23 protein-coding genes are annotated in these 21282 nt (G+C 46.3%); 4 read left to right on the top strand and 19 right to left on the bottom strand.

Going from position 1 to position 21282, the window contains the following annotated elements; genetic code table 11:
- The 9 genes from BLQ32_RS05000 to acpS form a co-directional block, all read right to left on the bottom strand.
- Complete coding sequence (locus BLQ32_RS05000) at positions 1 to 330, bottom strand: anti-sigma factor antagonist (protein WP_074509344.1); 330 nt, start codon at positions 328 to 330, stop codon at positions 1 to 3.
- 93 nt (positions 331 to 423) lie between these two features.
- Complete coding sequence (locus tag BLQ32_RS04995; RefSeq protein ID WP_036807361.1) at positions 424 to 1425, bottom strand: PP2C family protein-serine/threonine phosphatase; 1002 nt, start codon at positions 1423 to 1425, stop codon at positions 424 to 426.
- A 12-nt stretch (positions 1426 to 1437) separates the two neighbouring features.
- Positions 1438 to 1839 carry an anti-sigma regulatory factor gene (locus BLQ32_RS04990; protein WP_036807363.1) on the bottom strand — a complete coding sequence of 134 codons (402 nt, stop codon included), beginning with the start codon at positions 1837 to 1839 and terminating at the stop codon, positions 1438 to 1440.
- A 2-nt stretch (positions 1840 to 1841) separates the two neighbouring features.
- Positions 1842 to 2204 (bottom strand): STAS domain-containing protein, encoded by a 363-nt coding sequence (locus BLQ32_RS04985; protein WP_036807366.1) that lies wholly within the window; start codon positions 2202 to 2204, stop codon positions 1842 to 1844.
- A complete protein-coding gene (locus BLQ32_RS04980; RefSeq protein ID WP_036807370.1) occupies positions 2204 to 3031 on the bottom strand; it encodes an RsbT co-antagonist protein RsbRA in 828 nt (275 codons plus the stop codon). Before BLQ32_RS04980 ends, BLQ32_RS04985 begins: the two co-directional genes overlap by 1 nt.
- 194 nt (positions 3032 to 3225) lie before the next feature.
- Positions 3226 to 3576, bottom strand: coding sequence for a type II toxin-antitoxin system PemK/MazF family toxin (locus BLQ32_RS04975; protein WP_036807373.1), 351 nt, complete (start codon positions 3574 to 3576; stop codon positions 3226 to 3228).
- Positions 3577 to 3580: 4 nt separating this feature from the next.
- Positions 3581 to 3865, bottom strand: a complete 285-nt coding sequence (locus BLQ32_RS20195; RefSeq protein ID WP_036807376.1) for a transcriptional regulator — start codon at positions 3863 to 3865, stop codon at positions 3581 to 3583.
- A 98-nt stretch (positions 3866 to 3963) separates the two neighbouring features.
- Complete coding sequence (gene alr, locus BLQ32_RS04965; protein ID WP_074509343.1) at positions 3964 to 5067, bottom strand: alanine racemase; 1104 nt, start codon at positions 5065 to 5067, stop codon at positions 3964 to 3966.
- 20 nt (positions 5068 to 5087) lie between these two features.
- On the bottom strand, positions 5088 to 5438 hold the full coding sequence (gene acpS, locus BLQ32_RS04960) for a holo-ACP synthase (protein WP_036807383.1): 351 nt from the start codon (positions 5436 to 5438) through the stop codon (positions 5088 to 5090).
- A gap of 69 nt (positions 5439 to 5507) precedes the next feature.
- Between acpS and BLQ32_RS04955 the strand changes: the two genes are divergently transcribed.
- Positions 5508 to 6116 (top strand): rhomboid family intramembrane serine protease, encoded by a 609-nt coding sequence (locus BLQ32_RS04955; protein ID WP_074509342.1) that lies wholly within the window; start codon positions 5508 to 5510, stop codon positions 6114 to 6116.
- A gap of 91 nt (positions 6117 to 6207) precedes the next feature.
- Here BLQ32_RS04955 and BLQ32_RS04950 read toward each other — a convergent pair whose 3' ends face one another.
- From BLQ32_RS04950 to BLQ32_RS04920, 7 genes are all read right to left on the bottom strand, one after another.
- Positions 6208 to 7755 carry a PH domain-containing protein gene (locus tag BLQ32_RS04950; RefSeq protein WP_074509341.1) on the bottom strand — a complete coding sequence of 516 codons (1548 nt, stop codon included), beginning with the start codon at positions 7753 to 7755 and terminating at the stop codon, positions 6208 to 6210.
- Positions 7748 to 8227, bottom strand: a complete 480-nt coding sequence (locus tag BLQ32_RS04945; RefSeq protein WP_074509340.1) for a PH domain-containing protein — start codon at positions 8225 to 8227, stop codon at positions 7748 to 7750. The genes BLQ32_RS04950 and BLQ32_RS04945 overlap by 8 nt, the downstream gene beginning before the upstream one ends.
- Before the next feature lie 297 nt (positions 8228 to 8524).
- Complete coding sequence (gene cshA / locus BLQ32_RS04940; protein WP_036807393.1) at positions 8525 to 10030, bottom strand: degradosome RNA helicase CshA; 1506 nt, start codon at positions 10028 to 10030, stop codon at positions 8525 to 8527.
- 335 nt (positions 10031 to 10365) lie between these two features.
- Positions 10366 to 11064, bottom strand: a complete 699-nt coding sequence (locus BLQ32_RS04935) for an alpha/beta hydrolase (RefSeq protein ID WP_074509339.1) — start codon at positions 11062 to 11064, stop codon at positions 10366 to 10368.
- 140 nt (positions 11065 to 11204) lie between these two features.
- A complete protein-coding gene (locus tag BLQ32_RS04930) occupies positions 11205 to 12563 on the bottom strand; it encodes a UDP-N-acetylmuramoyl-tripeptide--D-alanyl-D-alanine ligase (protein ID WP_074509338.1) in 1359 nt (452 codons plus the stop codon).
- A gap of 13 nt (positions 12564 to 12576) precedes the next feature.
- Entirely contained in the window at positions 12577 to 13647 is a 1071-nt protein-coding gene (locus BLQ32_RS04925; protein ID WP_036807403.1) for a D-alanine--D-alanine ligase, read from the bottom strand.
- 197 nt (positions 13648 to 13844) lie between these two features.
- Positions 13845 to 14615, bottom strand: coding sequence for a hypothetical protein (locus BLQ32_RS04920; RefSeq protein WP_036807406.1), 771 nt, complete (start codon positions 14613 to 14615; stop codon positions 13845 to 13847).
- A 162-nt stretch (positions 14616 to 14777) separates the two neighbouring features.
- Between BLQ32_RS04920 and BLQ32_RS04915 the strand changes: the two genes are divergently transcribed.
- A complete protein-coding gene (locus BLQ32_RS04915) occupies positions 14778 to 15965 on the top strand; it encodes an FtsW/RodA/SpoVE family cell cycle protein (protein ID WP_074509337.1) in 1188 nt (395 codons plus the stop codon).
- A 39-nt stretch (positions 15966 to 16004) separates the two neighbouring features.
- On the opposite strand, the gene BLQ32_RS20110 is transcribed toward BLQ32_RS04915, so the two are convergent.
- On the bottom strand, positions 16005 to 16136 hold the full coding sequence (locus tag BLQ32_RS20110) for an Lmo0850 family protein (protein ID WP_268794757.1): 132 nt from the start codon (positions 16134 to 16136) through the stop codon (positions 16005 to 16007).
- 321 nt (positions 16137 to 16457) lie between these two features.
- Here BLQ32_RS20110 and BLQ32_RS04910 point away from each other — a divergent pair, with 321 nt between their 5' ends.
- Positions 16458 to 17639 (top strand): MFS transporter, encoded by a 1182-nt coding sequence (locus BLQ32_RS04910; protein ID WP_074509336.1) that lies wholly within the window; start codon positions 16458 to 16460, stop codon positions 17637 to 17639.
- 22 nt (positions 17640 to 17661) lie between these two features.
- Here BLQ32_RS04910 and BLQ32_RS04905 read toward each other — a convergent pair whose 3' ends face one another.
- A complete protein-coding gene (locus tag BLQ32_RS04905; RefSeq protein WP_074509335.1) occupies positions 17662 to 18519 on the bottom strand; it encodes an SDR family oxidoreductase in 858 nt (285 codons plus the stop codon).
- Positions 18520 to 18638: 119 nt separating this feature from the next.
- On the bottom strand, positions 18639 to 19934 hold the full coding sequence (locus tag BLQ32_RS04900) for an MFS transporter (RefSeq protein ID WP_074509334.1): 1296 nt from the start codon (positions 19932 to 19934) through the stop codon (positions 18639 to 18641).
- Between the two features lie 116 nt (positions 19935 to 20050).
- Between BLQ32_RS04900 and BLQ32_RS04895 the strand changes: the two genes are divergently transcribed.
- Positions 20051 to 21268, top strand: coding sequence for a helix-turn-helix domain-containing protein (locus BLQ32_RS04895; protein WP_074509333.1), 1218 nt, complete (start codon positions 20051 to 20053; stop codon positions 21266 to 21268).
- The last annotated feature ends 14 nt before the right edge of the window (positions 21269 to 21282 follow it).

The following is a 21282-nucleotide window of genomic DNA, read 5'->3' as shown; positions in this document are numbered from 1 at the left end:
TCAATTACCACCTTTTCCAACTGATTCGATATCCATGATATCGCCCAAACCAGTTATGTCGAATAACCGTTTCAAACGGGACGAGAGGCCAGTCAGCTTCACATGCCCGCCTTTGGCATTTACTGATTTGTAGAATGCCACAAAAACGCCTAATCCAGTACTATCCATATAATCAACGTCGGAAAGATCCAACTCTGCATTTACGCCATCTTTGTTTTGGTAAGCTTCTAATTTTTCCCGAAGAACCGGCGCAGTATGCGCATCAATTTCCCCATGTATATAACCTTTTAACTTATTGTCCGTTTCTTCTAGTTCCACTTGAATATTCATCTATTTGACACCCCGTTTTTCTTTAATTCGCTTGAACTTAAAAAAGCCATCGTAAGTTTAAATACCACTTGGAAGTGGTTCTTAAACCTAGGATTAGACTTTTTTATAAATAACTAGTGTAAAGTCGTCCCGAAGCTCTGCATTCTGCATCCGTTCCAGCTCGTCGTAGACGTGTTGGACAATGGTCTGAGCCGGTTCATCTTTTTTCTGTTGGATCAACTCAAAAATAACTTCACGCTCGATAAAGCCTTCATCGGTGCGTCCTTCAGTTACGCCGTCCGTCATCATGATGACCAGATCGTTCTCTTCCAGTTGGACCGTATGTTCCTCGTAAGCCGCAGCCGGAGAAACGCCGAGAAGCAGCCCTTTCGCATACAGTTCATCAAATTCACCCGTTTTTGAACGGTACAAAATAGCCGGTTCATGCCCTGCAGACCCATAAGTCAATGCTGCAGTGCTTGCATCGTAGCGGCCGTAGAACATGGAAACAAACATAGAATCATCAATGCTTTTCTCAACCACCCGGTTGATGACGCCCAACACTTCACTTGGGCTGGCCGGGGAATTATTCAAACTGTCCATGCCAAATTTGACCATGGACATGCAAAGAGCTGCCGGCAGTCCTTTGCCGATTACGTCGGCAACGGCGATTCCGGCATGGCCTTCTTCGTCACTGATAAAGTATATGTAATCTCCGTTCATTTTGCGTGCCGGAATCGACAATAGGCCAATATCCAACCCTTTTAAGGCCGGCAACTTTGTTTTAAGCAAAGTTTCCTGGACATTCGCTGCCAAATCCATCTCCACCCGTATTTCTTCCTGGCGCTGCAGCAAGCTTTGGCGTTCCTGTAGAGCCAAGCCGTAATTAATCATCATTTCAATCAGAAAATCAAAGGAATGCCAGACAACATCCGGCAGCTCCTTGTAAATTTCCTGCATTGCCGCTTTGTGGACACTGATTACTTCTTCTGGAGAGATGTTTTCAGAAATAAGCTGGCGGCTGAAATTTTGACCCACATACAGATTTTGTTCAGACTGTCTTTGCATATACTGATTCAAAATTTCTTTGTATTGATTTTCGATTTTGTGGACCATAGTGTGCTCCCCCTATCGAAGCCATTTTGTAGCTCTAATGTCTGTCCCTTCACCTGGGATCGTCTCAATTTTAAATTCATCCATTAGCCGTTTGACACCGGGCAAACCCGCTCCCAAACCGCCTGAAGTCGAGAACCCATCTTCCATTACTCTTCGTACGTCTGGAATTCCGGGTCCCTGGTCTGCTGCGATAATCAAAATCCCTTTAACGCCATTTTCCGTTAACTGCTGGATTTCAATCCGCCCTTGACCGGCATAAAGGTATATATTTCGGGCAAGCTCGCTGATAGCTGTCGTGATGCGAGCCTGATCTACTGTGCCAAAGCCCAGCTCTTTCGCTACATTGCGCCCGAGCTGCCTTGCGGCGACAATATCCCATTCCGTCAATATTTCCACCGAAGACTGGTTGCTCATATTTAAGCCTCCAATTCCAGTTGAAGTTTATCCAAGCCATTTTCTAAATCCAGTGCTGTCATTACATCTTCAAGTCGAATTCCTAATTCGATTAAAGTGATAGCCACTGCTGGCTGGATACCGGTAATAACCACTCGCGCTCCCATTAGGCTTGACATGCTGATGACGTCTCCCAGGACTTTTGCGATAAATGAATCGATAAAATCGATTGATGTTAAGTCAATGACTACTCCACGCGCACTCGTTTCGTGCAGCTTTGTCAGTAAGTCTTCTTGAAATTGAATGGCCGTTTGATCGTCCAGTTCCCATTGGATGGATACGATAAGCGTATCCCGCAGCTTTAAAATTGGAATTCGAAAGTTCATTATTCTTCAACCTCCACGATTTGGCGATTTGTCCAAGCCAGTGCCTGCTCTACTCCACGCTGCAGCGTGCTCGTAGTTGTAAATTCGTTCAAATTGATGCCCAGCGTTACGATTGTTTGTGCAATTTCCGGACGGATGCCGACCAGCATGCATTTTGCTCCCACTAAACGCACGGCATCTGCCGCCTGGATAATGTGGTGCGCAACCATCGTGTCGACGACCGGAACACCTGTGATATCGAGAAGCACTACTTCCGCCCGGTGTTTTACAACACCTTCAAGCAAATTCTCCATAATAAGTTTCGCTCGCTCTGTGTCGATCGTTCCGACAAGCGGCATAACCGATACTTTGTCAAAGACCGGAATAAGCGACGCAGAAAGTTCCTGAAGCGCAATCTTTTGCAGACTTACTGTCCGTTCCCAAGTTTTTGAATATGTATCAATGGTGCTGTCCCGGATCGGGATGATCCAATTGTTGAACTCTTTATAGAAATCGCTGAAATTGTCTTTTGTGATCAGCCCTTTTTCTTGCATGCCTTCAAATACCACTTCCGAAAAATGATTGATCGCTTTTGTCACAAAAGTGATTGACCAGCCAAGGCGCACGACTTTTTCTGCGAAATCGTTTAACCGATTTTCATACGCCTGATGGCTTTCCAATAAATTCGAGACCATCAAATCAGCGAATTCCTTGCTCGTCTGATTCATTAAATCGGTCGGCATCACTTGGAAAGAGCGTTCATCTTTCTCGTTTTTCATCAATTCCTGCCACTTTGAAATAATCTCCGTAGAATTTTCCTGGATGTATCCAGCCATTTTCTTATTCATCGGTTTCCAGAACCCTCCCTGAACCACTATATAACGCTTGCTTCCTATTGGTTTTTATATACTCTATCCTTTATTGTATCGGAAAACTATTTTTTTCACATCTATTTTGTCAGCTGTCTTTGGAGTTTCTCGTCCAGACAATAAAAATAACACCCGAAGAATGCGTTCTTCGGGTGTTTCAGGAGTATGTATGCTTAGAACTTAACAAGGCCGACACTGATTTCAAGTGCTTCGTCCACTTTTTCCATCAACTCATCGTCAAGCTGGGTAATTTTGTCAGTCAAACGAGATTTATCAATTGTCCGCAATTGCTCAAGCAAGATGACCGAATCACGTTCAAAACCATACTTTTTCGCATTGATTTCAACGTGAGTCGGCAATTTCGCTTTTTGGATCTGCGCAGTAATCGCTGCAATGATAACAGTTGGACTGAACCGATTTCCTATATCATTTTGTATCACCAATACAGGGCGGGTCCCGCCTTGCTCAGACCCGACAACTGGTGAAAGTTCTGCAAAAAAAACGTCACCACGTTTTACAATCAAATTGTCACCCTCCGCTTACAAGTCGCACGGTCGTGTGCTCCGCTTCGTACTCGGCATGAGAACATTCACAAGCGATTGATAAATTGATTTGTGACATCTCCACGTAGCCCTTGATCATTGCTTCTCGAATATGATGTGAATCGTATACATTTTTAATTACCCGTTGCGTGGACACGTAAACATAGTCTCCGCGCTCTTGAATGAGTTCATCTGAATGAGTAGTCAACTCTGATAACAGTTGTTTTGGCAGTTTTACTACCACTTTCTTTGTCTTTGACCTCTCGTACACAGCCGACACCTCCAAAAATACCGTTCTTTCTCTGGCTCACCCTTTCATCTTAACATCGAAGTGCTGCTGTGAAAAGGTTCTTTTGGCAATCGAAGCTTTTAATGGTACATTCGAGGGATTCTTTTCGTCAATATGCACGGGATTTCATAGGGGATGGTCCCAAGCTTCTCTGCCCACTCGTCAATTCGGACCATGCCGTCTAGCTGTTTGCCGATAAGCTGCACTTTTTCCCCAACCGGCACTTGTTCGTTTAAACGGACCATGCATTGATCCATGCAGATGCGGCCGACAATCGGCATCCGTCCTCCCCGAATCAAGACATCCTGCCCTTGAAGCCCGCGCAGCATGCCATCCGCATAGCCGATTGGAAGCGTCGCAATCCATTCGTCTTTTTCACTGCGGTAAGTCGCACCGTAGCTTAAGGTTTCTCCAGCTTTCACTTTTTTCACATGGACCACTTCTGTTTCAAGGCTGAGTGCCGGAAGCAGTTTAAATGGCATCTTCTCCTCTACGTAAGGGGACGGCGCAATGCCGTACATCGAAATGCCAATGCGAACGGCGCCGTAAGCCAGCTCCGGATGCATAATGGCCGCTGCGCTGTTGGACACATGAATCAACACTTGCGGGTCATCCACTTGATCGATGACACTTTTCATCTCACGCACCTGACGTTGGAATAATTCTCCCGACTCCTCGTCGGCCGTAGCAAAATGGGTAAAAATGCCGGCAAACTCAAATGGGTGCTGGTGGATAAATTCGATGGCTGTTGGCGCTTCTTCTGTCAGAACCCCTACCCGCCGCATACCGGTATCGACTTTCAAATGAATTTTCAAAGGGGGAAGGCCGGGTTCCACAGCAACCGCTGCCATTTGGAGCCATTCCAGTGAAATAGCAGCCACCGCAATTTCTTCTTTTTGCGCTACCGGGAGGAATGATGCCGGTGTGGCGCCGAGCACCAGGATTTTTGTTTGGAAGCCGTGGTTCCGGAGGTATACCGCTTCATCCGGTGTTGCCACTGCCAGAAACTGCACGCCGCTCTCTACCGCACGATTGGCCACTTCGATTGCGCCATGCCCGTAAGCATCCGCTTTTACCACCGCAATCAATTCGGCCCCTTGGCTGCGTTCTTTGAAAGCGGCCAGGTTTTTTTCAATTGCACCTAAATCAATGACCGCTTTTGTTGGTCTGTAGTTTTCTGTCATGTCATATCCCCACTTACTTTTTAAGATTGTAAAACAACTTGCGCAGCAGCGTACTCTTTTGTATGGGTAATGGAAACAAAGCCGATTTCCTGCTGCCGGAAATAAATGCTGGGCTTGCCCTTTTCGTCTTTTTGAATTTCGATATCGGCAAATGAACACATTTCCCCAATGCCGGTGCCGTTGGCTTTGGCAAAAGCTTCTTTCGCGGCAAAACGCCCGGCGAGAAATTCCACTTTGCGCCTGTCGGACAACCCGGCATATTCGGCGAGTTCCCGTTCCGTCAAAATGCGTTCCCGGAATTTGGAAGACCTGTCGTCAAGCCGCCGAATCCGGTGGAGTTCTACAATATCCAAACCGATTCCAATAATCATAATTGTTTCTCCTTTCAATCGCAAACGCTAAGAAGGTATAATAACTTGTAATGAAATCGAGGTGACAAAATGTTTATTCGCACAGAAAGTTTCAAACAGTATCTGCGTTTGTATCCAGTTGTGTCGACTTTGATTGCGCTTAATCTGCTGGTGCATGTCCTCACTTGGGTCCCAATACTCGGAGGCCAAATTTTCAATTTTGGTGTCGGCTCCAATTATTGGATTAGCGAAGGTGAATGGTGGAGACTTTTCACGCCGATGTTCCTGCACGGCGGCATCATGCATTTGCTCTTTAATATGTTCTCATTGTTTCTATTTGGGCCTGAGCTGGAAAGGCTGACGGGCAAAGTCCGGTTTATCACCATTTATGCAGTAGCCGGATTCGCCGGAACTTTCGCCACTTACCTGCTGCAGCCACTGGACTACTTGCACGTAGGCGCAAGCGGAGCAATCTTCGGCATTTTCGGTGCTTTCGGAGCCCTTCTGTATTACGGGCGCCGGGCGCTGCCTCAACTCAGACAAATTATACTCCCGATTATCGTCATCAGTATAATCATGACTTTCCTGACGCCAAACGTCAACGCCACTGCGCATATTGCTGGGTTGATTGCCGGTTTCCTGATCGGATTAAGTTATTTCCATCCGAAACGGATTATCAGCTGGAAAAAGAAAAGGTAAGTAACGAAAAGCGGAGAGAGCCGCTTAGCTTCGACAGGCATTGGAGTCTGAAAAAAACGCCTAATCTATCATTTGCCTGCAAGCTAAAAAGTCAGCCGGAAAACAACTCCGGCTGACTTTTTTCTGTATGGGCTGCCCTTTGGCCAGACGGCTCATACCAGGCGAGAATGCGGCTGGCATCATCTTTTTCCATATGCTCGATCCGCGCCGTTGCGCCCATCATTCCGGATTTAATCGTCGATTGGATGGAAGCTAAGCCTTTCCGGCGCTGGAAATAGCTTTGGGTCACGTCAATCGCTTGCACTCTTCTCTTCAACATAAAGAAAGTATGCTTGCCGATTCCCCGGAACTGCATCGTCAGTTGCCGATTTGCTAAAGCGTAGCCGGCCGTCTTGTGCTGCCAGATGCCCAGCAGGACGATAACCGGTACAATCAGCAGAGCGAACAGGCCATACGGATAGAAATAGTAGCCGATTGCCGCAACGAACGGCACCATCCAAAGAAAATCGAGGCGATAATAAAAATGGATGCTTCGTTTGGGCGCTTTTGCCATAGCCGGTTCCCAGTCCATGTCCGGAAACAACTCCTGCAGGACCGGAAGCATCGTCGATTTTTTCGCCAACGGGAACAAGCGGATTTTTTCATCTTTATCTCCGATGGACCCACCGGCGCTTTCTACAGTTACTGTGGCATAGCCGAATAGTTCGCGCAGCGGATTTTGCGAAATCTTAATGCCTTGCACACGTTTGAATGGAACCGAGACTTTCTTTTTCTCAAGCAATCCCCTGGTCAGGTAAATATGGTCTTCATCCGTTTGGATGGTAAATTGGTAGTTTGCAAAAATGGCCAATATGACGGAAATCACCCACGCAATCAACAAGGCGACAAAAATGGTCAGCGCCACAATCAAATAGCCAAAACGGAGAAACAGCATAACTTCCTCATAAATCGCGTCATAAGGAATCAATTCGGAAAACTGAGACAGAAAAACAGCTGCGGCTGACAGCACCACTCCGATTCCGCCGGAAGTGGTCGCAAGCACCAAAAGTTCTTTCATCGTCATCCGGTACAGCGTCTTGGTTGGCTTTTTCTCTTCCACAACCGGCTCTTCCACCGCAGCCAAATCGCTTTCCACTGCCATTTCCCGCTGGACGCCGCGTTTTGCTTCTTCCATTTTCCGCTCAATCCGGTCCGCATCTTCCCGGGAAATGGCGGTCAATTCCGCTTCCGCTTGCCCAACTTTTCCGGATCCGGCTGTTTCTACTTTTACTTTCACCAAACCAAGCGGCCGGTGGAAGATGCCTTCTGTGTAATTCAGGCTTTGAATGCGGTCGAATGGAATATAGCGCTTTTTCTTGACGAACAAGCCGTATTCAATCCGCAGTTCACCATCTTCAAACCAGTACACAAAACGCTTCCATTTAATGATTCCGGCAATCAGGACAAATACCAGCACAACCGATCCGATCAGCACCGGAATCAGCCCTTGCCAGCCTTGATTGAACATTGCACTGATGCCGCCGTCCCGGAAAAGATTGACGCCGAATACGACCAGAAACGGAACGATCAGTTCTTTCAGCCCTTTGACGAAGTTGATCAGCGCCGAGACCGGATGCAATTTATAATAGGTTTCAGACATCGTCTTCCGCCACCCTTGCCAGCACAGAAATTCTCGCTCTCAATTCATCTGCTTCCGCTGTAATTAAAGCCGGAATGGTGTGTGTGGTCGCAGCTGTGGAAATCGAGATTTCGGCCAAATCGTATTTTCTCAAAATCGGCCCTTGCTCAGTATCGACGTGTTGGACTCTTACCATTGGCACGAGGGTCCGCTTCACAATAAATAAGCCGTGCTGCAATTCAATTTCCTGTTCGCGCACTTCATAGCGCCAGCGTTCCCAACGGATTTTTGGAAATAAGTAAATGAATAAGGCTCCATACACAATTATAATTGCTGCATAAACAGCATAAAGCCACTGGGGCCAATCAAAAAAGTAAGTGAGTACTCCGGCTCCAATCATCAGGACTGCGAGGATGGCCGTTTGAATCATTCCGTACAATCGCCAAACCCTTAATCCTTTTCTGGAAATCTGGTTTTTTGGTTGATGCTCCATGCGCTTCTCTCCATTCGCGTATCTTGCTTTACTATACGATGTTAACGGTAATGGGTTTCACTCTTATTGTACCTGAGAACCGCGACGCAAAAAAGGCGGATACGAAAACAGTTTCCTGTTTCGTATCCGCCTTTTATATAGAAGAGCCTTGATAGGTGCTTCCGCTTTTCTTTATGTCTAGCTGCAGCGCCCAGATTCTCGGGTCATAAGCCACTTTGTCTGTGCGGCAAAAAGCGCCGCTTCGCCAAATCGTCTTATGCCTGTCGAATCTTAACGAGCGCTTCCGCTTTTCGTCACTTACCCTTCGTGACGGCGAGTGCGTCCTGGACGGCCTGCACCGCTGCCGCTTTCGCGACGGCGTCCAGCGCCTGAACCTGAACGGCTTGAAGATGGACGGCCTGATCCAGTAGAACGGCTGCCTTTATAACCGCCGCCTCCACTGCTGCGTCCGCCTTTGCCTTTGTAGCCGCCGCCTCCGCGGGATGGCAATGGGCGTTCTTCAGAGATTGAAACCGGTACATCTTCCGGCTCTTTCGTCAATGTTTTAAGAGCTGCTGCAATCAAATCAACTGCATCGAACTTCTCAAGCATTTCTGCCGCAAATGTACGGTAGTCGCCCAAGTTGTTTTTCTCAGTCATTTCTTGCAATTGTTCCATCGCAACGCGTTTTTGGCCTAATACAGCCTCGTCAGCAGTTGGAGGGATCAAAGCTTCCATTTTTTTCTTAGTTGTGCGTTCAACGATGCTCAAGTAGCCCATTTCACGTGGTGTTACAAACGTGACTGCGACTCCTTTTTTGCCTGCACGGCCAGTACGGCCGATACGGTGAACATAGCTTTCAGGATCCTGTGGAATATCAAAGTTGTATACATGTGATACGCCTGAGATATCAAGTCCGCGAGCTGCTACGTCAGTTGCAACTAAGATATCGACTTTGCCTGCTTTGAATTGCTTCAATACAGACATACGTTTTGCTTGGCTAAGGTCGCCATGAATTCCTTCAGCTACATAGCCGCGGATATTCAAAGCTTTTGCTAATTCGTCCACCCGGCGTTTTGTGCGACCAAAAATGATTGCAAGTTCCGGTTGTTGAACGTTGATTAGACGTGAAAGGATGTCGAATTTTTCGCGTTCTACCGATTTAACGTAGAACTGCTCGATGTTTTCAACAGTCATTTCTTTTGATTTGATTTTAACGATTTCTGGCGTCTTCATGAATTTCTCTGCAATGCGGCGGATTGCATCCGGCATAGTTGCTGAGAACAACAAAGTCTGGCGATCTTCTGGAACGCTTGACATGATTGTTTGGATGTCTTCGATGAAGCCCATGTTCAACATTTCGTCCGCTTCGTCAAGGATCAATGTGTTTACATTGTCCAATTTAAGCGTACGGCGGTTGATATGATCCAAAAGACGTCCAGGTGTACCAACGATAATTTGTGGGCGGTTTTTAAGTGCACGGATTTGACGGCTAATTTCTTGGCCACCGTATACTGAAAGGATGCGCACGTTTTTATCTTGGCCCAGTCTGTAAAGTTCTTCAGAAACTTGGATAGCCAATTCGCGTGTCGGTGCGATAACTAAACCTTGGACGTTGCCATCTTTAGTGTCGATTTTTTCAATCAACGGAATACCGAAAGCAGTTGTTTTACCAGTACCAGTCTGTGCTTGCCCGATAATGTCCTTGCCTTCCATGCCAAGACGGATCGTACCTTCCTGGATTGGTGTTGCTTCTTCAAACCCCATGCGTCGTACGGACTTTAAAGTTGTTTCGCTAATATTTAACTCTGAAAATTTTACCAAATTTTTTCAATCTCCTTTTGTCTTCATCTTATTTACAAATGGTGTACATTTTAGATGAAATCGTGACAAAGTCGAGCCTTTATGAGGAAGTTTCACGTCGAAAATCATACTCTGTAGTTTTAAGTCAGAGGGGATGTGTGAACAGAAAAAGCTCGGGCGTTGCCGAGCGGTCTGATCGGCGGGTTTTTTCATGCCCAATAAGTAGAACAAACCGTTTTGCTCAAAAAAATACTCTTCACAGGGAAGAGTGTCTCAAAAATGTATCCATTGCTTTCATTAGAATAGCACGATTTCCAAGTACTTGCAATCAATACGCAAAGGTTCTAATAATCAGTTTACTCCGCGCCCTTTTTCATGAATCCGAGGACCTGCATAAACCAATCGTCGCAATCATCGCTGTAGCAGATCAAGTGCTTGCCGGAGTCGGAATGGATGATGTGCTTTTCTTGAGAACCGATGTTGTCGTAAATATGCTCAGCAGCAGACACTGGGACAATGCCGTCTTTTCTTCCTTGCACAATGATGACCGGCACTTTGATTTGCTGGTAATGCGGTTCCACCATTTTGACCACTTTCAGGAACTCCGCCGTCGACCCCGGAGGCGTGTGCGTCAATTTGTATTTGTATTGCTGGAAAAACTCATTGTCCTTCAAATTCCCTTTTACGGCATCGGCCATTGTTTCTCTCATCTCTGCCAAGAGCTGGGCCGCACTAATATACTTGGCCGCTGCGCTCAACAGCACCAGCCGTTCCACTTTATAGCGCAATGCCAGATACATGGCGATCAAGCCGCCCATCGAAAAGCCCACGATAATGACGCGGTCCGTTTCCCTTTTCAATTCCCGAAGTGCAATCTCCGCCGCCATCATCCAATGCACGGCTTTTGTCCCGCGCATGTTCAGCGTTCTGCCGTGGCCCGGAAGCGTCGGCACTTTCACTACCCAATCCGTATGCTTTTCAATAAACTCGGCAAACGGCTCGACCTCGTAAGGCCCGCCTGTATACCCGTGAATGCACAAAACCCCTGTCTTCAAGCGGCTCTCCTCCCTTCTTTCAAGATCATCCCTCTGCCTTTCGAAGCTTTATCTTCTATATGAAATCCCACTTCTTGAATATGGCAAAAGTGATTTTCCGCATAATTTAAAACAGCGGAGGCAAAGCCCCCCGCTGTTTGTTAGTTCTCGATAAAAGGTTCAACAACCCGTTCAAGTGCCATGCCGCGGGATCCTTTAACCAGAATCAATGAATCCGCTGTGATGCGCTCTTCCAAAAATTGAACGATCGGCGCATAATCACTTTCGCTCCAGACCAATTGACCTTGGTAGGTGTCTTTCATTTTTTCATAAAGCCATTTCATGCGCGGCCCGTATAAGCAAACACCGTGGATATCTTCTGAAATGGAAGCTTGAATGGCTTCGTGGTATTCCTGTTCATCGTCGCCAAGTTCCAGCATATCGCCAAGCACAAGCCATTTGTCTTCTTTCATGGTCGTTTCCCGCATAAAATTCAACGCCGCTTTCATTGAAGAAGGTGCTGCGTTGTAAGCATCGTTGATAAACGTTGCACCGTTTTTCGCAGGAATAATCTGCATGCGCATATCGGTCAAAGCCGCATTCTTCAACGACTTGCGGATGTCTTCTTCCGACAAACCAGCTTCCAGCGCAATCAAAATGGCGGACAATGTGTTCTTCACCTGGTGTTCACCGAGAACCGGAATGGCGAACGGCGCATCAATAATTCCGCTGACCTGGAAACTGCTGCCGTTTTCAGTTGCCTTAATATCGGTAACCGCCAGTTCGTTATTATTATCAAATCCGAACGATACAGCTTGAGGAAAATCTTCGACGAAAGGCTGAAGCAAAGGCTCATCGCCGTCGTAGAATAATTTTCCGTGGCTTTCCAATCCAGCCGTAATCTCAAATTTTGCTTTGGCAATGCCTTCGCGGGAACCAAGGTCCTGCATATGGGCTTCACCAATGTTCGTGATGACTGCATAATCCGGACGGGCAAGCAGGGATAAAAATTCGATCTCGCCAAAACCGCTCATGCCCATTTCCAAAACCGCAAACTTGGTATCTTCATCCAACGACAAAATCGTCAGAGGCAAGCCGATTTCGTTATTGTAATTGCCTTGTGTTTTCTGCACTTTAAAATACGGCTTTAATACACTTGCCACCAAATCTTTTGTTGAAGTCTTGCCGTTTGAACCGGTAATGCCGATGACCACAGTCGACAGTTCATCGCGATACGCTCTCGCCATTTGCTGAAGCGCTGTTTTCGGATCTTCGACAATTAAGAGCGGCACATCCTTCGGCGGGTTTGGCTCATCCTGCTGCCAAAGCGCAGCGGCAGCCCCTGCTTCAAATGCCTGCTGGACGTATTTGTGCCCATTGGTCTTTTCTCCGCGGAACGGAATGAATAAATCGCCAGGCTGAAGTGTTCGGGTGTTGATCGACACGCCTGTAATTTCAATTCCTTTAAAATTTGTTTTTATATCAAGCCATTTGGCCAGTTCTTCAATCTTCTTTTTCATCGGGTATCTCCACTCAATCCATTTTTACTTGCAATAATTGCTTATCTTCATAGCGTTCAATGGCTAAGGCAATCAGGCGTTCAATCAATTCCGGGTAAGGCAGCCCCGTGTTTTCCCATAACAGCGGGAACATGCTAAATGGCGTAAAGCCCGGCAAGGTGTTTACTTCGTTGATCAGGATCTCGTTTGAAGCCGTCACAAAGAAATCGGCGCGGACAAGGCCCGAACAATCCAGTACTTTAAATGCCTTTTTCGCTGAAGCCACAAGTTCTGCGTAAACGTCTTCGTCCAGTTCTGCAGGAATAATCATCGCTGTATTGCCGTCTTTGTATTTCGCCTGGTAATCGTAAAACGCTTTGAGCGGCTTGATTTCTCCGGCAACCGAGCATTCCGGCACATCGTTCCCAAGCACCCCGACTTCGATTTCACGAGCTACCACGCCTTGTTCAACCACAATTTTGCGGTCGAATTTCAAAGCTTCTTCTACAGCTGCAACCAGTTCCTGTTCGTTTTCCGCTTTGCTGATGCCGACGCTTGAACCTAAATTAGCAGGTTTGACAAAAACCGGCCACTTCAGTTCACTTGCCACTTTGTTAACCCAGAAATTTTGGTCATTCTGCCATTCCCGGCGAATAAAGTACACATAAGGTGTTTGGTTTAAACCGGCTATTTCAAACAGCTGCTTCATTACAACCTTGTCCATGCCGGCAGAAGATGCCAGCACCCCGTTGCCCACATACGGCAAATTCATCACTTCCAACAAGCCTTGGACCGTGCCGTCTTCTCCATTAGGTCCATGCAGCAATGGAATAATGACTTCCAGACTTTTTTCAGCTTCTTCAGGCAAGAAACCGGAAATGTCGTGTGGATGAGACGATCCTTCCGCCAATTGAAGCTGTTCAATTGTCTGGGCCGGCCCTTCCAGCATCGTCCCCTTCACCCATTCCCCTTCCTGGGTAATGTAAATCGGATATATTTCATACTTATCAAAGTTTAAAGCATTTGTAACTGCCAGCGCAGTGGAAAGCGACACTTCGTGTTCTGCCGATTTGCCTCCATATAATAAACCAATCCGTTTTTTCATTCGTTAAACCTCCGCTTATGTCCAGTTCCGAGTTCTTCGGCGCTTTTCATGTTCTTAATTTCGTTTTGCATATTGCTTAGTTTATCACGAACAGCGAAAGACGAAAAATTTTTTCCGGGCAGCAGCCCAAAAAGTTCCGATTTTCCGCTTCATATCTTAAGTTATCCAGACAAAAAAATAATACCCGTTTCCGGGTATTATCTCCATTGCTTCGTTTTTCTGTCGAAAATGATTTTGCGGGTGACTTCCTGTTTTGTGTAATCCCGGATATCTGACCAAAATTCGTCCAGAAACGAAATCTCTTCGACTGACCGAATATGCAATTCAATCGTGTTCTTTGTTTTTTCAGGATCCGCAAGTGAAATCAAAGCCCCTTCACGGAAATCGTTTTTCAACGAAGCTAAAATTTCCCTGGGCACTTCCGGCACCAGGTCTTTCGGTTTACGGCGCCAGAAATTCTGCCCGCTCGTTTCTTTGCGGATCAGCTGGATAAAGTAATTGCCGACTAGCTCATTCAATCGTTCCATGTAGCGGAAATAAATTTTAGTTGTCTGCTCTTCTTCGCTCGATAAATAAACAAACTCATTTTGTAAATCTGCGTAAAAAGGAGGGCGCACTGTTTCTTTTTTATGGCCAATATACAACAGTTCGGCCTGCTCTTGGGGAGTCAAAGAATTTAATTGCTTCTCGTTTTTAAAATCAATCCAGCAAAATTCACTTTTTTTATGAGCCAGCGCTTTTCGAAGCTGTACAAAATCTTCTTGGCCAACAAATTCCATGTAAGTATGCATATTGAATGAAGCATCTTCATATGGGTGTTTGAGCAACAGGAGATTTTTGGGCATCTTCACAGCGTCCAAAAATTGGGCAAAGGTTAAGCCGCTAAAAAGAGCAAACTGATCGGCTTCATTTAGATAAATGTATAAATGCTGTATGTAATAATCCGCGTTTAACGGTTTTTTGACCATATCCCCCACTCCAATCTCCTTTTTACATTATACGACCATTCCAATGAAATATGAAACATCCTAGCTCTATTTGCGTCATTACTTTTGGTATAGGCACATTCGCTGAGAATACGCTATAATGTAAACCGACTCTCAATCCTAAAAAAGTACAGGTGAACGCAAATGCATACTAACAAGAGCTTTTCCGATCGCATTGATTGGCCGCTCGCTTTTATATTGTTTCTCTTTTTTGCTGTTTCTTTGATTGCCATTTCTTCCGCACAAACATCGGGCCAATATTTGACGAACTTCGTGCCAAGGCAAGCTCTTTTTTATTTTATTTCCATCTGTATGATTGGTGTGCTGATGTACTTCGATCCTGAACAGTATAAAAAGATGGCTTACTACCTTTACGGGCTGGGCATCTTTCTTCTGATTGTGCTAATGGTCTCGCCCGATGGCCCTGGCCAGATTGCGGAACCTGTCAACGGCGCAAAAGCCTGGTTCCATACGCCGTTTGTCAATATCCAGCCGGCGGAATTTATGAAAACTTTCTATATTTTGGCTTTGGCAAAAATGATTTCTTCCCATCATGAAAAAAATCTGTTAAAGACGATGAAGACCGATTTGATCCTGCTCGGAAAGATTCTTTTCTGTTTGATGATTCCGCTCGGCTTTATCCTGCTTCAGCCCGATTTGGGTACCGCACTTGTCTTTATCGCCATCACGCTTGCGTTGACGGTTGTCTCGGGCATCACCTGGAAAATTATTGCTCCGAGTTTCGGCGGTGTGGCAATAATTGGCGCACTCCTTTTATGGATGACCCTTTATATGCAGGATTTTCTGTCCAGTGCATTCGGTTTGAAACCGTATATGTTCGAACGGATATACACGTGGCTCGATCCGTATTCCTACGCGGAATCAGGCGGCTATAACTTGATCGCTGCAATGAATGCCATCGGTTCAGGCGAAGTGTTCGGCAAAGGCTATCAAGGCCGGCAAGTGTATGTTCCGGAAAACCACACCGACTTTATCTTTACCGTCATTTCGGAGGATTTCGGATTTGTCGGAGCCAGCGCCGTCATCATCCTGTTCTTTATGCTGATTTACCATTTAACAAGAATCACGCTTCAGTTTAAAGATACGTTCAGCACGTACGTCTGCGCCGGCATTATTGCCATGATTACGTTCCACGTTTTCCAAAATATCGGCATGACAATTCAGCTGCTCCCGATTACCGGCATTCCTCTTCCGTTCATCAGCTACGGGGGAAGTTCTCTAATCGGGAATATGCTGGCCATCGGCATCGTGTTCAGTATGAAGTTTCATCACCGCAATTATATGTTCGGCAACGATAAAGAACTTGACTAAAAAACTCCGACGCTCGGCGTCGGAGTTTTTTTGCATTCATTATTGAATTTGCGGTGCTTGCGGCAAAGCCAGGGCTTTCAATAATTCTACACGAGATTTTGTGATGTTTACTTGGATTCCCAGTTTCGATAAATTTGAAACGATTTTGCGAACTTCAACGTCTTTCGCCATCCAGATCACCTCTTTATATTTTCATACTGTTATTGACGTTTAAAATGACAGTCAGTTTCGTATGTATGGGTTAATAGTTGACTTTTTTGTGTCTATGCATATAATACCATCTTTTCAGAACTTTAAACTTTTCATTTTGATGACAAAGTAAAAAACATGTAAATGCTTTGTGTGGAAAGGAGACGGCTTTAAATATTTTTTTGCAGCCGCTCTGTTGCCCTCCTTCGCCTGGTTCCTCACTTCTTGATTTTTACTGGATTGTTGTTCTTATTGAACAAAGGTAAAATAGAAGCAGAGCCTTTTAGAAAGCAGGAGTTTCACATGAAAAAAACCATTTTGTTGTTGATGTCTGTCCAATTTTTCGTTTATCTGGGTTTCGGCATTATTATTCCGGTTTTGCCGGAGGTTGTGGTCCAGCAGGGATATGCAGATATCCACGTAGGCGGCTTGATTACCATCTATGCCCTCGCATCGTTTTTCACCGCACCGCTTTGGGGCCGGCTGTCTGATAACGTCGGACGCAAAAAATTGATTTTAACCGGTTTAGCCGGTTTCAGCCTGAGCTTCTTTTTATTTTCCTTATTCCTCGACCATTTGGTTTTATTGTACGCATCGCGCATCATTGGCGGATTGTTCTCGGGTGCCCTTTACACAGCCGTAACCGGGTATGTTGCGGATATCACCACTTCGGAAGAGCGCAATAAATACATGGGGCTGCTTGGCATGTCCATCGGCCTTGGCTTTATATTCGGTCCGGCAATCGGCGGGCTGCTCGGTGCCGTATCCCTTTCATTGCCGTTTACTGCATCTGCCGTCCTGGTGCTCGCACTGATGGTATATGCCGGAATCGTTTTAAAAGAACCGGATCGTTCAGGGGAAGCGGTTAAACGGAAGCTGCTGCCGCAAGGTGCCGCCATGCTTTGGAACTACCGCATCCGTTACTTGTTCCTGTTCTCGTTTACGGTAACTTTCCTGCTGGCTGGATTGGAATCGACGTTCCAGCTGTTCCAAATCGACCAGATCGAAATTACGCCGCTGCAGCTCGGCTACCTCTTTATGGCCAGCGGGCTTGTTGATGCCGCCATCCAGGGAGGCGTTGTCCGCCGGGTCAAAGACGGTACAGAAACCAAATGGATCATCGGTGCCCAAATCGTGACCGCGGCAGGACTGTTTTTGCTGCCCTTCACTTCAAATCTGGTTTTCGCGGGTATTGCCCTCAGTATTTTTACGGCCGGCAACGCACTTGCCCGGACCGTACTCGTATCACTTACATCCAAAGAATCCGGCGGGAAATACGGAACCGCAGCCGGCATGACTTATTCCATGGATAATATGGGGCGCATCATCGGGCCGTTGTTTTTCACTTGGCTGTTGACGCTCCAATCCGGTTCAATTTACTATTTATCGGGTCTGTTGGCCTTGCTCAGCATCGGGTTGATCATCGCCTACAGAAGCTCCGCCAAAACATTGCAGACAAACGAAAAAGCAAGCACCTCTTCATGAGGCGCTTGCTTTTTTCTATTTCTTATACTGGTGTACCGCCATTGATGTTCAACACTTGCCCGGTTACGTAAGACGAATCATCTGACGCCAGGTACACATAGCCCGGAGCTAGTTCATCCGGCTGGCCGGCACGCCCAAGCGGTGTATTCTTGCCGAAACTCTCTACCTGTTCCGCAGGGAACGAGGCTGGAATGAGCGGCGTCCAAATTGGCCCAGGCGCCACGGCATTGACGCGGATTCCTTGTTCTGCAAGGGATCCGGACAAGGCGCGTGTGAACGATAGAATGGCCCCTTTTGTAGAAGAATAGTCGATCAATGTCGGCATTCCTTGGAAAGCCGTGATCGAAGTGGTGTTGATAATCGAACTGCCCGGTTTTAAATGGTCGAGCGCTGCTTTGGTGACGTGGAACATGCCGAATACATTTGTTCGGAACGTCCGCTCCAATTGCTCCGCCGTTATGTCTTTCAACGAATCCTGCAGATGCTGCTCGGCGGCATTGTTGACGAGAATATCCAATTTGCCGAATTCATCGATCACTTTTTGCACGGCTTCCTGGCAGAATGCTTCATCGCCGATATCGCCGGCAATCAGGAGGCAGCGCTTCCCTTCTTTTTCAACATACTTCTTTGTTTCTTCTGCATCTTCATGTTCATCCAGATAAGCAATGGCGACGTCTGCCCCTTCTTTTGCAAAAGCTACGGCAACTGCGCGTCCGATGCCGCTGTCCCCACCGGTAATCAATGCCGTTTTCCCTGGCAAACGCTGTGCTTTCCCAGCGAGATTGCCGGTAAAATCAGGCTCTGGCGTCATTTCGGATTCAAAGCCCGGTTGGCGTTCCTGTTCTTGCGGCGGCAAGTTTTCTGGTTTGTCTTTATCCATTTTGCTTCATCCTCTCTGATTTTTCATGTCTTTGGCATTTTTCCCTTTGAATCCTCACCTAAACCTGAAAACACGAAAAACAGCCGGACCCAAGGCTGGAGTCCGGCTGGCAACATGTTTTATTGTTTTTGCAGAATCACGCTGTCGGAAGAATTGCCAAGTGCAGGGTATGCTTCTTTGATCACGCTTGTCCGGATCATATATGCGGTTAAAACGATTAGGCACAGGCTGCTTCCCAAAACCACGTATTCGGCCGGAACCTTATCATACAGCAAGCCGAATAACAGATATCCAAGCGGCATCATCGCCATTGCCATCGATTCCAGGATTCCGAAGACGCGTCCGCGGTATTCCTCATCGACGTCTTTTTGCATCATGATGCCAATCGGTGTATTCACACACACATTCGACGCACCGAAAGCGAGCATCAGAATGATCAAGTAGCCGACGTTCAGGTTATAAGAAAATTCTAAGATGAGCGGCAAACCAAGGGCAGCAAGAAGCACGGACATCACCAGAATGGCTCGCTTGGAGAATAGCAGCGGAAACTTCACTTCTTTTCGGACAGAGAAGTAAATGGATCCCGCCAGCATGCCGACCGCAATCATCGCTTCGATTACACCAAAATGAGCCGACTCCACTTTTAATTGCTGAACCGCGATAAACGGCAAGCCGATCATCAATGCAGAGAAAAAGAAATTCAGCCCGATAGCGGTCGTCACAATGACCATGATCACCCGGTTGGTTCTTAAATAAGCGACGCCTTCTTTCATGCCTTGAATGACCGATGGTTTCGGCTGTTCTTCCGACTTCGCTTCAACAGTGGTAAACAATTTGAAGTTCATCGTCGCTTCCAGGGAAAGTGCAATGAAGTACGCGGCAATTTCAATGACGAGAAAAACATTCATGGAAACAAACCCGAACAAAGCACCCCCAATGACAGGTCCCCCAATCGCAGCAAGGGAAACCGCCGATTGGTTAAATCCCATCGCTTTTTGGATGCGGTCTGAATCGATTAAATTCGCGATGGATGCCGAAAACGTGATGCCGTTGAACATGGAGAAAATCGATACCAAGGCCGTTGCTGCGTAAATGGCCGGGAGCGACAATCCTGCAATCATGCTGTACCCCAGCAATCCGCCGACTGAAAGAATACCGCCGAGCTGCGATGCGATAATCAGCTTCTTCTTCGAATAATTATCAGCGGCATAACCGGCAAGCGGTGCCAAAATTGTCCGCGGCAAAATGCTGCTGATGAGATTGATGGCAAAACTCGCAGCCGATCCCGTTAAAGCTAACACGTATAAGCTAATCCCGAATGCGTAAACACTGCTGCCGAAAGTCGAAATCAATTTACTGATTGTGAATGTGTACAAATGGTAACTTGCCCGTTTAAGCTTTGCCGCTTCTGGCATTTTCCAAGCTCCCTTTGCATAAGTTTAATTTAATTAAACAAAATATAACATGCCAAAACTGGTATTGCAAGCTAAAGTTTAATATAATTAAACCACTATCCAAAAGAGGTGATGAAGTGGAAACATTGGGCGAACGCATCAAGAAATTACGCAAAGAAAAAGGCCTTACATTGCAGACCCTCGCAGGCGAAGTTCTGACAAAAGGCATGCTCAGCTTGATTGAAAACAACAAAGCCAAACCTTCCATGGAAAGCTTGGCTTATATAGCAGGACAACTCGGTGTCCATCCGAATGAATTGCTTGAGGAAGTCCCGACAACCGAACTGCGCGAACTGCTTCAGGAAGTTGAAACGCTTTATAAAGCAGATCTGTATCAGCCGGATGATTTCAATCCGATTGTCGATAAGATCGAACCGTACGCTGAAAAACTTCCTTACCGATATGAGTCAGCCCGACTTTTGGAAATTTATAGCCGCAGTCTGTACTATGCAAAACTTCCGGACTGGCAGCCTGTATTGGAACGGGCAGAAACGATGTATGAAGGACTGCACTTGGTCAATAACAGCGCGGATGTCCATATGTTCCGGGCCATGGTAACGTTTCAGCAACATGAATATGCGGAAGCTTTGAAAATGCTGCAGGACTCACGGCGCTCTTTTGAAGAACGGGATGCCGTTATTGACTCACTGAAAAAGCTCGACTTCGATTTCCTCGAAGCCATTCTGTACTTTGCCATCGGAGAAGATGCCGAAGCGCTCCGGCTTTTAAAAGAAGGCATTGATTATTCACGAGAGCACCAGATTTACTACAAGATCAACGACCTTTACCGGGTGATGAGTTTCCATGCCATTCTTACAAATGACATCGAACGTAAGGACTACTATGTCCGCAAATTGCGGTTATTCGCTGAGTTCTCGGAAGATGAAAAAATTGAAACGACTCTCGATTTACTGGAAGCACATTATTTAATTTCCTTTGCGCATGAATATGACAAAGCTGAGAAAATCATTGATAGCAAGCTGGAAAAATACAAAGATGAAGAAGGCTATGATGCATTTTATCTGGAAAAAGGAAAAGTCCTTTATCATAAAGATAACTTGGATGAAGCGTTAAAGTGGCTGCAGCAGCATAAAATTTCAGATTACCTTCACCACCCTTATGACTTGTCAATGAATTACGAAAAAGATGCATACTTGGCGTTGATTTATGAACAGCAAGGCCGACATGATTTAGCAGTGAAGCACGCGGCCATCGCCAAAGAAAATATCGAACCGATGCTGGACTTGCCTTATAAAAAGTTCATCCTGGATGTATACCGGCAGATTGCCCAATAGAAAAAACCCGCCAA

This window comes from Planococcus glaciei (genome assembly GCF_900099655.1).
Taxonomy (GTDB): Bacteria; Bacillota; Bacilli; order Bacillales_A; family Planococcaceae; genus Planococcus; species Planococcus glaciei.
This window is presented reverse-complemented; position numbering and strand designations above follow the sequence as displayed.